The organism is Runella zeae DSM 19591 (assembly GCF_000423565.1).
GTDB classification, from domain to species: domain Bacteria; phylum Bacteroidota; class Bacteroidia; order Cytophagales; family Spirosomataceae; genus Runella; species Runella zeae.
In genome coordinates, this window is sequence record NZ_KE384044.1 from 147,883 (window position 1) to 160,182 (window position 12,300).

The 12,300-nt window shown below is 42.7% G+C and carries 11 protein-coding genes and 1 other RNA gene; 8 read left to right on the forward strand and 4 right to left on the reverse strand.

Translation table 11 applies throughout. The features are described 5' to 3' along the window. Positions 1 to 115: 115 nt before the first annotated feature. The gene (lepA, locus tag G563_RS0130455) at positions 116 to 1,903 is read left to right on the forward strand and encodes a translation elongation factor 4 (RefSeq protein ID WP_028668668.1); all 1,788 of its coding nucleotides are present in this window, start codon (positions 116 to 118) and stop codon (positions 1,901 to 1,903) included. Beyond that, the gene (locus G563_RS36300) at positions 1,903 to 2,373 is read left to right on the forward strand and encodes a Uma2 family endonuclease (RefSeq protein ID WP_051211306.1); all 471 of its coding nucleotides are present in this window, start codon (positions 1,903 to 1,905) and stop codon (positions 2,371 to 2,373) included. The genes lepA and G563_RS36300 overlap by 1 nt, the downstream gene beginning before the upstream one ends. On the opposite strand, the gene G563_RS0130465 is transcribed toward G563_RS36300, so the two are convergent. Next, a complete protein-coding gene (locus tag G563_RS0130465) occupies positions 2,368 to 2,868 on the reverse strand; it encodes a biopolymer transporter ExbD (protein WP_169579825.1) in 501 nt (166 codons plus the stop codon). The genes G563_RS36300 and G563_RS0130465 overlap by 6 nt on opposite strands. Before the next feature lie 156 nt (positions 2,869 to 3,024). Here G563_RS0130465 and G563_RS0130470 point away from each other — a divergent pair, with 156 nt between their 5' ends. From G563_RS0130470 to pth, 5 genes are all read left to right on the forward strand, one after another. After that, on the forward strand, positions 3,025 to 4,650 hold the full coding sequence (locus G563_RS0130470) for a pyruvate dehydrogenase complex dihydrolipoamide acetyltransferase (protein WP_028668670.1): 1,626 nt from the start codon (positions 3,025 to 3,027) through the stop codon (positions 4,648 to 4,650). A gap of 282 nt (positions 4,651 to 4,932) precedes the next feature. Continuing rightward, complete coding sequence (gene hslV, locus G563_RS0130480; protein ID WP_028668671.1) at positions 4,933 to 5,475, forward strand: ATP-dependent protease subunit HslV; 543 nt, start codon at positions 4,933 to 4,935, stop codon at positions 5,473 to 5,475. A 328-nt stretch (positions 5,476 to 5,803) separates the two neighbouring features. After that, entirely contained in the window at positions 5,804 to 6,850 is a 1,047-nt protein-coding gene (locus tag G563_RS36305) for a sensor histidine kinase (protein ID WP_051211307.1), read from the forward strand. A 47-nt stretch (positions 6,851 to 6,897) separates the two neighbouring features. Next, positions 6,898 to 7,647, forward strand: coding sequence for a LytR/AlgR family response regulator transcription factor (locus G563_RS0130495; protein WP_028668672.1), 750 nt, complete (start codon positions 6,898 to 6,900; stop codon positions 7,645 to 7,647). Positions 7,648 to 7,726: 79 nt separating this feature from the next. Continuing rightward, the gene (pth, locus tag G563_RS0130500; RefSeq protein ID WP_028668673.1) at positions 7,727 to 8,287 is read left to right on the forward strand and encodes an aminoacyl-tRNA hydrolase; all 561 of its coding nucleotides are present in this window, start codon (positions 7,727 to 7,729) and stop codon (positions 8,285 to 8,287) included. A gap of 790 nt (positions 8,288 to 9,077) precedes the next feature. Here the strand turns inward: pth and ssrA are convergent. The 3 genes from ssrA to G563_RS0130510 form a co-directional block, all read right to left on the reverse strand. Beyond that, positions 9,078 to 9,452, reverse strand: a transfer-messenger RNA (tmRNA) gene (ssrA, locus tag G563_RS37510). Positions 9,453 to 9,573: 121 nt separating this feature from the next. After that, complete coding sequence (locus G563_RS0130505) at positions 9,574 to 10,926, reverse strand: flavin monoamine oxidase family protein (protein ID WP_028668674.1); 1,353 nt, start codon at positions 10,924 to 10,926, stop codon at positions 9,574 to 9,576. A 102-nt stretch (positions 10,927 to 11,028) separates the two neighbouring features. Continuing rightward, positions 11,029 to 11,373 (reverse strand): winged helix-turn-helix transcriptional regulator, encoded by a 345-nt coding sequence (locus G563_RS0130510; protein WP_028668675.1) that lies wholly within the window; start codon positions 11,371 to 11,373, stop codon positions 11,029 to 11,031. Positions 11,374 to 11,538: 165 nt separating this feature from the next. Between G563_RS0130510 and G563_RS0130515 the strand changes: the two genes are divergently transcribed. After that, positions 11,539 to 12,297, forward strand: a complete 759-nt coding sequence (locus tag G563_RS0130515; RefSeq protein ID WP_028668676.1) for a type 1 glutamine amidotransferase domain-containing protein — start codon at positions 11,539 to 11,541, stop codon at positions 12,295 to 12,297. Positions 12,298 to 12,300: the final 3 nt, after the last annotated feature.

The window sequence follows — 12,300 nt, forward strand, 5'->3', positions numbered from 1 at the left end:
TCTAACGTAATTTTGCAAACCAATTGAGTATTGAGTGGTTGAAAAAACGTATGGACTTCATTTTAGCACCCTACTTTTTGCTGCTCAATATGCTATATTCAATATTAATTTTTTGATGAAACACATCCGTAATTTCTGCATTATTGCGCATATTGACCACGGCAAAAGTACCTTGGCCGACCGCTTGTTGGAGTTTACAAAAACCGTCACCGACCGTCAGATGCAAGCCCAACTCCTCGACGACATGGACTTGGAGCGCGAGCGGGGGATTACCATCAAGAGTCACGCGATTCAGATGGATTACTTCTATAAAGGAGAAAAATACACCCTCAATCTGATTGACACACCTGGCCACGTTGACTTTAGCTACGAAGTGTCGCGGTCTATTGCGGCCTGCGAAGGCGCGTTGCTATTGGTTGATGCCTCCCAAGGAGTAGAAGCCCAAACTATCTCCAACCTCTATTTGGCCATGAACCAAGGGCTGGTGATTATTCCTGTCTTAAACAAAATCGACCTCCCCGGTGCCATGCCCGAAGAAGTCAAAGACGAAATGGAAGACCTCCTCGGCTGCGACCGCGACGACATCATCCCTGCTTCGGGCAAGGCGGGTATTGGCATCGAAGATATTTTGAATGCCATCGTCGAACGCATCCCCGCCCCCAAAGGCAACCCCGACACTGAGCTTCAAGCCCTTATCTTCGATTCTGTATTTAATTCCTATCGCGGGATTGAAGTAATATTCCGTGTTAAGAATGGCAGCATTCGAAAAGGAGATAAAGTAAAGTTTGTGGCGACAGGTAAAGAATACATCGCCGACGAAATCGGCACATTGCGCCTCGACAAGCAACCCAAAGATGTGGTCGAATGCGGCGACGTGGGTTATTTGATTTCGGGAATCAAGGTGGCCCGCGAAGTAAAAGTTGGAGATACGATTACACACGTAGAAAAACCTTCTAAAGAACCTATCAAAGGTTTTGAAGAAGTAAAACCAATGGTATTTGCGGGGCTGTATCCGGTCGAAACCAGTGAGTTTGAGGAAATGCGGGAAGCTATGGAAAAGCTACAGCTCAACGATGCCTCACTCGTATGGGAACCCGAAACCTCGGCAGCGCTTGGGTTTGGTTTCCGCTGTGGTTTCCTCGGAATGCTGCACATGGAAATCGTGCAGGAGCGTCTCGAACGTGAGTTTGACATGACGGTTATTACCACGGTACCTTCCGTAAAATTCAACGTCATTACCACTAAGGGGGCGATTTTGGAAGTAAGTGCGCCTTCCGAAATGCCCGAGCCCAACTATATAGAATGGATTGAAGAGCCTTTCATCAAAGCGCAAATCATCACCAAGTCAGAATACATCGGCCCAATTCTCAAACTTTGCATGGACAAGCGGGGCTTGCTCAAAAGTCAAAACTATCTCACTGCCGACCGCGTAGAATTGGTCTTCGAAATGCCTCTGGCCGAAGTTGTGTTTGACTTTTTTGACAAACTCAAAACCATCTCACGCGGGTACGCCTCACTCGACTACGAACTCCTCGACTATCGAGAATCTGATATGATCAAACTCGACATCATGCTCAACGGCGACGGAGTAGATGCACTATCGGCGATTGTACACCGCACCAAAGCCTACGAATGGGGCAAAAAACTTTGCGAAAAATTGCGCGAATTGATTCCTCGTCAGATGTTTGAGATTGCAATTCAGGCCGCTATTGGCCAAAAAATCATCGCCCGCGAAACCGTGAAGGCCATGCGTAAAGACGTATTGGCGAAGTGTTATGGAGGAGATATTTCGCGTAAACGCAAGCTTTTGGAAAAACAGAAAAAAGGGAAAAAACGTATGCGCCAAGTAGGTAGTGTCGAAATTCCCCAAGAGGCATTTATGGCAGTGTTGAAAATTAATTAATGGCAGGCGGAACACCTACCCATAGTTTAATTGGTAACAACATCGGTGATGAACTCCGCCGTGCTCTTAAAAATCGCCCTTGTAATGCTTATAATAGCGACCTTACAATTGCAATCAACGAAGAAAAATATCGCTATGCTGATGCCTCGGTGATTTGTGGGCCTATTGTTCATCACCCAGATCATCCAGAAGCGGCCACCAACCCTTTATTGATTGTAGAAGTAATATCCGAAAGCTCGGAATCATATGACCGTGGTGAAAAATTCAAAACCTATCGTCTGATTCCGAGCTTTTGTGAATATGTATTAATCGAGCAAAGAACTCCTCTGGTGGAAGTCTTTTACAAAATAGACTCAAAATCATGGCGTTACCGAGTATATGATCAGCTTCATCAAATTGTCCAATTTTCTTCCATAGAAGTCGAAATCCCGATGGAAGAAATCTACACTGGAATTCACTTCCATTCATAAACCTAGTTGGTTGATGCTTCCTATATTTAGTTTTTCACCATAGGGCACCCGATAAATAACTCCATACAACCGTATTTTATTTTTGGTAATGGTATTCAAAACATGTACCAATTGTCCATAGTTTGAATTTTTTAAAGGAATAATATACACCACACATTCTCTGTCATATTGACTAACGACCCGGTTTTTATGATAAATGAGACTTCGGTTCAGACTCTCATTTTCATAATCGATGGCCTCTTTCTTTTCAAATTCTTTGCCTGAAACCACCCCTATTTTTTCCCCGCCTAAAAATAGATGAATTGCCCTATCATGATTAGGTTTCCCAAAATAGCAGCCTATATTATATATATCAGGCAGATTCAGTGGAAATTGATTAGGCTTAGCTAAGGTATTTAGAATGAGCATCGCAAAAAACAATACCAACGCAAGCGCCGTAAAAGGCGTGAAGTCAAGCTGGACTTTAGATAGATAGTCAGGTCGTTGTCGTTTCATAGGAGTGAGCATTTATAAAGGTTAAGTAAATATATAATTAAACTTTATATAAGTCAAATTTTTTTGTGAAACAATTTAGGCAGAGAGTATGGAGAATTCTGCTAATTTTGAAACTCAAAACATAAAGGAACCCATCCATATTCATATCTCACTCATATGGCAGAAGTAATCCGAATGCCCAAGATGTCTGATACCATGACCGAAGGGGTCATTGCAGCTTGGCACAAAAAAGTAGGAGATGTAATCAAATCAGGTGATATTATCGCCGAAGTCGAAACCGACAAAGCCACCATGGACTTAGAGTCCTATCAGGAAGGTACTCTTCTGTATATTGGTGTCGAAAAAGGCGCCGCTGTACCCGTAGATGGTATCATGGCGATTGTAGGAGCACCCGGCGAAGATTATAAAGCCCTTCTCGACGGAGGAGCTTCCGAAGCCCAATCCACACCTGCGGCGGCCCCCGCCGAACAACCCGCTCCAGCGGCCGAAGCTACGCCAGCACCTACTGCTGCTGCTCCAGCACCTGCCGCCAATGTAAATGCCACGGTGGTACAAATGCCCAAAATGTCGGACACGATGACCGAAGGGGTATTGGTAGCATGGCTCAAAAAGGTAGGAGATAAAGTAAAATCTGGCGACATACTGGCCGAAGTCGAAACCGACAAAGCCACCATGGAACTCGAAAACTACGAAGACGGTACCCTCCTCTACATAGGAGCCAAAGAAGGCGAAGCAGTTCCGGTAGATGGTGTCATTGCTATCATTGGAGAAGAAGGCGCTGATTATCAAGCATTACTTAATGGAGGTAGTGCACCTGCCGCGGCTCCCGAAGCAGCACCAGCACCTGCGGCTCCCTCAGCTCCTGCGGCGGCCCCACAAACCTCTGACAATGGCTCTGATGCTCGCGTCAAAGCCTCACCCTTGGCCAAAGCCCTAGCCAAAGACAAGGGCGTAGATTTGACAAAAATCACGGGTAGCGGAGAAGGTGGTCGGATTGTCAAAAAAGACATTGATGCTGCTCAAGCAGCTCCTGCACCAGCGGCAGCAGCACCTGCAGCACCTGCTCCCGAAAAAGCAGCTCCAGCACCTGCCCCTGCCGGCGACTACGAAGATATTCCTGTATCTCAAATGCGCAAGACTATCGCCCGTCGTCTCAGCGAAAGTCTCTTCACCGCACCGCATTTCTACCTTACTATGGAAATTACCATGGACAAGGCGATGGAATTGCGCGGTAAAATCAATGAGGTAAGCCCTGTCAAAATTTCATTTAACGACATGGTAATCAAAGCAGCGGCTTTAGCCCTCAAACAACACCCCGCCGTCAACTCAGCATGGTTGGGCGACAAAATCCGCCGCTATCATTACGTCAACATCGGTGTAGCAGTAGCCGTGGATGAAGGTCTGCTAGTACCTGTCGTACGTGATGCTGACAAAAAAGTACTTTCGCTTATTGCAGGCGAAGTAAAAGATATGGCCGCCAAAGCCAAAGACAAAAAACTTCAACCGAAAGATTGGGAAGGCAATACATTCTCTATCTCCAACTTAGGGATGTTTGGAATCGACGAATTTACGGCTATCATCAATCCCCCAGATTCTTGTATCATGGCAGTAGGAGGAATTAAGAAGGTGGCTGCTTTCAAAGAAGACGGCACGATTTATCCTACCAATATCATGAAAGTAACCCTCTCATGCGACCACCGCGTAGTGGATGGCGCTACGGGATCGGCGTTCTTACAAACTTTCAAGAAATTGTTAGAGAATCCCCTCGGCATGTTGGTATAATCTTGTTTGTTATACTATGAGGCTGTCCAAAAAGTAACAGGTCACAAAATATTCTTTGGTTTCAACCTCATCCCAACCCTTCTCCTGCCAGGAGAAGGGCTCAAAAGTCCCTCTCTCCTGAAAGGAGAGGGGGATTTAGGGGGTGAGGTTGAACAGACACCGAAGATAATTTGGTGATACCAGACTTTTTGGACAGCCTCATTTTTTATGACTATCAGATTGTTGCACTCCTAACAAACTCGATTACATTTAGTAGTACATTGAACAGTTACGATAAAAAATATGCAAAAAATTCATGCTACCACCGTCGTAGGAATCCTTCATAATGGAGAAGTAGTACTCGGTGCCGACGGGCAAGCCACTATGGGCAATACCGTCGCCAAAAGTAATGTTCGCAAAGTCAGAAGCTTGGCCGGTGGGAAAGTAGTAGCGGGCTTTGCAGGCTCTACTGCCGATGCTTTTACCCTTATGGAGCGTTTCGAAGAAAAGCTCAACGCCTATGGTGGCAATCTCAAACGCGCCGCCATCGAGCTTGCCAAAGATTGGCGCACCGACCGCTTTTTGCGCAAACTCGAAGCCATGATGATTGTAGCTGCCAAAGGTGAAATGCTCGTCATTTCGGGTACGGGCGATGTTTTAGAACCTGACAATCAAGTAGCTGCTATCGGCTCGGGAGCTATGTATGCACAATCAGCGGCCTTGGCACTCAAAAAACACGCCACTCACCTTTCAGCCGAAGAAATGGTAAGGGAAAGTCTTCACATTGCGGCCGATATTTGTATTTATACCAACCACAACTTGGTAGTAGAAAAAGTCAAAGAATAATACCACGAGACTTCAAACAAAAAGGGAAGACACTGAGGCGTCTTCCCTTTTTGTTTAAAATAGCTGTAAGGGTCAAATATTTCATGGCTGCTAATGCATTCTCAAAAATGGTGAAATGATAAGTGGGTTGGTAAAAAAAGTGATAAACTACCTTATTCTAGGGGTCAATTTATCTAAACTCCTCAAAAGAGTTGGTACTTACAAAAAAGGGGTTGGCATTCCTAAAAAACCAAGTCATACAAAAACCTTTTTCTGAATTGGTAAATCCCTTCAAAAGCCAAGATATTTGTCAAACTTTACCAATAAATAATGGAAAATTCCCGATGACATGAATCGATGGTGGAAAAAATACTGGTGGCATTGTGCTCTATGGACAAGCTTGGTCGTAGCCCAACTGGTTCAGGATTATGTTGCCTACAGCAGTCTCATCAACGATATTGGATGGGGTCAGGAGTTTTTCTGGATTGGAATTGTGGTAAGTGGCGGAATCGTTTCGGTTTATGGCTATGGCTACATCTTGTCTTTATTCAATTGGCGCAAACATGTCTTTCCTTTCATAGCGGTTACGTTGGCATTCATATTTGTATTTCCATTGTGGCAAGGCATTTGGCGTTCTTACCTTGCCAACTTATTTTTCGATAATTCTACTCCTTCGATTAGCCAACTAACTCATTTTTCTTTTATTTTTTTTACTTCAATCACCCGAGGTTGGGCGTTTGTGGGGCTAGGTTTTGTCATAGCATTTTACAACGATTATCTGAATTCTCAACGACAAAAACAGCTTCTTGAAAAAACGGCTCTTTCCGCAGAATTAGATTCTCTTAAAAACCAGATTAATCCTCACTTTTTGTACAATACGCTCAGTTATTTATACGCACAAGCACGCCCCTTGTCGCCTCAGCTCAGCGAATCTATTCTGATTCTGTCAGACATGATGCGATATAGCCTTCACCAAACCGACGAACAGGGCCTTGTATCGCTTGAAAAAGAAATAGAACACATCAACAATTATATCCAAATTCACCAACTTCGTTTTGACAACAAACTAGCCGTCAATTTTTCTAGCGAAGGCAATTTGGCCCATAAACGCATCTTGCCCTTGGTATTGATTTCGTTTGTTGAAAATGCTTTTAAACATGGAAAAACAGGCGACCCCAATCATCCTATCACTATTGAGCTACGTGTGGGCAATGATTCTTCGCTATGGTTTAACATTAAAAATCGCAAATCTGAAGGCCCAAAAGAACATTCGAGTGGTATAGGCTTACAAAATGTTCGCCGCCGCCTAGAACTGGTTTATCCCAATCAACATCAACTTCATATCTCCAATACAAATGCACTTTTTGAAGTAAGCCTCTCTATCAAAAAAGTCTGATTATGGCCAACAATCCCTACCTTTACGGTTCAGAAAACCTAGAAAGTATGCCAAATCTCCGCTGCCTTGCTATCGATGACGAACAACACGCCCTCGATATTTTGATTGATTATACTGCCAAAATCCCTTCATTAGAGCTTATTGCTGCCACTACCAACGCCATTGAAGCATTTCAACTGATTCAAAAGAGTAAAATCGACCTCATTTTTTTGGATATTCACATGCCCGAACTTACGGGGATTCAGTTCTTAAAACTATTGGGAAGCCAAACCAAGGTCATTTTGTGTACGGCATACCCCCAATATGCCTTGGAAGGATATGAGCTTGATATTGTCGATTATTTGCTTAAACCTTTTCGTTTTGACCGTTTTCTGAAAGCCGTCCAAAAAGCGCAAACCCTCATTGAAGCAGAACACAACGACCCAAAACCCGACACTACTCCTGATACGACGGCGTTGTTGGATGATTATATATTTGTCAAAACCGAAACCAAAGGCAAACTCTTAAAAGTCAATCTAGGAGCGATTCGTTATATCGAGGGTTTGGGCAACTATGTTTCCATATTCACCGACGACAAGCGTATCGTTACGCTACTTACTATCAAGGAGTTGGAGGAAAGGTTACCCAAACCTTACTTTCTGCGAGTTCACAAATCTTATATTGTGGCTACTGCCAAAATTCAAGGTATAGACGGCAACCAAATCCTAGTTTCGGAAGGTCACATTCCTTTGGGAGACACATACCGAGAGTTGTTTTTTGCTACCTTACAAGAAAAAATCGTTTCTTCTAAGAAATAATTCATCTTCCATTTTTAGGAAAAGAATTGTTGTTTTGCATCCTCAAAACGACTTTTCCGTCATTCATTCAATTAACAATATGAAGTATCTTATCGTGGGCTTAGGCAATATTGGCCCAGAATATGCCTTTACTCGTCATAACGTTGGCTTTATGGTTTTGGACAGACTTGCCGCCCAGCACGACGTCAAGTTTTCGATGCAAAAACTAGCCTACACGGCCGAATTTAAACATAAAGGTCGGCAGATATACCTTATCAAACCTACTACCTACATGAACCTCAGCGGTAAGGCCATTAGGTACTATATGGAAGCGTGGAAAATCCCCCTTGAAAATATTTTGGTGATTACGGACGAAATCCAATTGCCACAAGGAAAAATCAGAATTAAACCCAAAGGCTCCAACGGCGGTCACAATGGTCTTCGCAATATTGAAGAATTGTTGGGCACGCAAGAATACGCCCGTTTGAGATTCGGAGTCGGCAATGATTTTCCCAAAGGACAGCAGGTAAAATTTGTTTTAAGTAATTTTCCAGAAGATTCTTTTGAAGAATTACTCATCGATTTAGACCGCGCTGGAGATGCAATACTCAGTTTTTGTACTTTAGGATTACAGAATGCTATGAATAATTTCAATCAATGATTGTACTTTTTAAAGAATTTTATTTTTTTGAAAATAAAAATTTTATATAAGTTGTATTATTCTAAGCAGAATAAAATTCTTTCAATATAAAAACAACTTCCAAATAAGTTCTATAAACTACTGACTTTAAGAAGTTTATTTAGAACAATGTTTCGATTTATCAAAAATCAAAATTTGGATTTATAAAATTTATTCCGACCTTTGTATCGTTCAATCAGCGCAAGCAAATTGAACTTTAAGATGAAAACGCTAGTTAAGATTAATATAGTTACATAAAGACTAGGTTTTGGATTCTTTAAAGCTACGCTAAATAAAAAAGGAAAGATGTTTTTTTTAGAAATAGTGACTTTTTAGAATCAAAGCTCGTCTAAACTAGTAAATTTCAAAGCTCCGTATCAGTGTCATTTAGATTAAAAAATACACGCTACCGAGCCTCTCAAAGTGGAACCAATCAGTCAGCTGAAAGGTTTTTGAGATAGAGGAAACGAATTTGAGAAAAAGATAGAATTAGTTTTTTCATGTAGAAAAGGTTAAGGGTTTAGGAATAGTCAGTATAAAGCCCCGCTCACGATAGCGGGGCTTTATCTTTTTAATGCTTGTGTCGCTTTTTATTTTCAAATTAAGCCTCACCCAAAGTACATTTCATATTCTCAATTTAAGACTGTTAGCGTTCAAAGGAGAACTGTCTTCCCTCAATTAATCTCTAAACTTCTTATGTTTCTTTGTATTTTGTGACTGTTGATGTGACTTTAAAGCCGAAAAGCCCACTATCGTCACCGATAGCGGGCTTTTGTGGAGTCGGCGGGAGTCGAACCCGCGTCCAGAACAAGGAAACCGTACGCCTTCTACACGCTTAGTTTTGATTAGGTTTTCGAGCAAAAGTAAGGTTCAAAACAGACCTAAGCAATCGCCTTATTTGCTAGTGTCTCACCGCGTGTTAGCAACGTTAGCGCGGCCAGTCTTGCGTTTCGACGCCCCTTGACCCAACCAGCAAGACGGAGGTTGGAGAGACGATGGCTAATGATTAATCACTCCGGATTAAGCAGCCATAGCGTAGCTATATTCGCCAGCTATTGTTTGAGCGTGTTTTTAACAGGACTCGCGCACACGTCCCGACGTGCTTATACGTATTGCCTCAACTCGCTGTCAAAACCATGGCGACCCCAGGGCATTACGTTTTTGCCAATTAGGCTTTTGGGGAACAAGATTTTATTCGCTAAAAGTTCACTGACACTGAAAAATAATTTCTAAAATACCTTCTGGATTGACAAGGAGAGGCTTGGCATTTATGATAAGTCAAGTATCTTATCGGCTTCTCTGATACCGCTGAGATAAGCGCCATGTACCGTAGAAAAATAATCTATTTCGGTATGCTCGCCCGCGAAAAAGAGTTTATTATCAATACTTTCGCCCAACTCAGCAAAATGCCGCAATTCTGTTTCTGTACTCGTATAAGAGTATGACCCGTATGTATTGGGATTGCTATTCCATTGGGTCCTAAGCATATAGAGTGGAATGGGAATATTATTTCCATACATGTCTTTTAAATGAGTCATTATGGCATCTGTAATTTGTGCATCGCTCATATTCTCCGTTTTTTGGCCATATTCGGCATAGGCGAATGTCATGAGAGCATTTAGGCTTGAATCATATTTTTTGATATTCACAAAATAATTGAATTTATCAGCCTCTTGAGGAGTATAAGAAATGTATTGTACATCATCCCAAAAAGCTTTATCCCAGACCAACAAAAACTTATTGACGCAGTTCATTCCTATTTTCTGAATAGCCTCTTGTTTTTGGCTCGGCAAAGCAGGCACAAATTCAATCACATTTTTCTTGAGCACTCCTAAGGGAACCGTAATTAATACATAATCGGCCTCACTTATGGAGGAATTGTGCGTGACCCGAACCCGCAGCCCGCTATAATCGATTTTCGTAACTCGCTCTTGAAGTCTCACACTAAGTCCCTGAGCTATATAAGTGGCAAGGGTATCGTAGCCGTTGGTGACGATTTTTTCGACGCCTCCAAATTCTTCCCCTTCGTTGTACAAAAGCGACGACAGCTTGTCTAAATCACCTGTGTCGAAAGTAACATAAGTAGAAAGCAGAAATCGCCAAAGACGATCACTGAATTTGGCAGGATAGAAACGCTTAAAAACCGTTTCAAAACTTTGATTAGCAGCACCTTTTTCCATTAGAGAATCTAGGATTTGATACAATTCTTCTTCTGCCGACGTGTAGATTTCTTGCGCTCTCGGCCTTCCGCCAAGGTCATATGACTTGATGCTTTCATCGTCGGTAAAAAAAGTCTTCATTCCAGCTTGTTGAGCCAAAGCAGTGATGGGGTTTTTGTCAATACCATGAATCCAGCTTGCTCCTTCGTCAAATCCAAACCCTAAACGACGATTGGTTCTCAAGCGTCCTCCTACTTTTTCTTGGGCTTCCAATACTGTGACCTTATATCCATTTTCGGTCAACTTTTGAGCTGCTGCAAGGCCCGCTATTCCTGCACCAATCACAATTATCGTTTTATTGGAGGATAGCTCAGCCGATTCATTACAGCCTATCAACGATGGCACTAGCAATGGATAGGCTACCCCTTTCAAGGTTTTTTGGAGGAACTTTCGTCTTTTCATAAAGGCAAAAAGATTCTGAAGAAATCAACACAAAAAGATGTTTGATTATTAGACGACGATTCTCCTCATTAATCACATTTATAGACCTTATTGAAGTTTATTTTAATTTTCTATCCCCATTTCTTTCATCAATTCTAGGCCGTAATTCCGAATCGTATTAACGACCTCGATGGCTCGTAACCCTCTCTCCGAAATCGTGTATTCAGTTTTTGGTGGAACTACTGGATATACTTTGCGAGTAACAAATCCATCGTCTTCCAACTCACGAAGCTGGGTAGTGAGCATCTTCTGCGAAATGTGAGGAATGTCTTTCTGCAATTCACTGTACCGCATCACGCGGTCTTTCAGGCGCCACAAAATCGGCATTTTCCATGTCCCACCAATGCGGTCCATCGCAAACTCTACAGGATTGTAATACATTTTGCCATTGTATCTGAAATCTCCCATTGGAAATTATATCAAGTATTTAGTAAACCTATCTTCAAAGATAAATATACATCCTCGTAATTCTATACATACTTTTTAGTGCGTATCGTACAAAAAAGTGGTACACATGGTTTTGAGTGTTTGACGAGACAATTTTGCCTCCATAAACAACCAAAACACATCACAATGATTACAGAAATTAACAGCTACGTACATTTCCACGGCGCACCTACTAAGGGTAAAATTTTAATGGTGGCAAGCTCACCAAGTGTCTCACAACAAACGGGTTGGCCGATTGGCTTTTGGGCAGCCGAGCTCACTCACCCTCTTCGTGTATTTCAGGAAGCTGGCTACGAAGTAGAATTGGTATCGACCGAAGGTGGCAAATTGGAGATGGATACGTATTCCAATCCAACTGATGCCAGTGGGTATTCTGCTCACGACGTGATTTCGCTCGGCTACATGCAACAGTCGTGGTTCAATGAAATGCTCACCAACACCAAAAAACTAACCGAAGTAAAGGCAGACGACTATGATGCGATCTTTTTGGTAGGCGGACAAGGCCCGATGTACACCTACAGGGGCAACCATGAGCTAGAGAAACTTTTTGCTGATTTCTACGAAGCTGACAAACCAAGTGCCGCCGTTTGTCACTCGACGACATTATTGCTCGAAGCTAAAAAATCGAACGGAGAACTGATTGTAGCAGGAAAAACGTGGACAGGTTTTGCGGATGCTGAAGAAGAATTTGCGGACCAAGCCGTTGGCATGAAAATTCAGCCCTACCGTATCGAAACCGAAGCTCAAAAATTAGCAGGAACGACCTTCAAAGTCGCCGCTCCCTTCTCTTCGTACGCTATCCAAGACGGAAATTTGATTACGGGTCAACAACAAAACAGCGGAGCCGCCGCTGCTGAGTTGGTAGTGAAGGCATTAAACAAATAACGC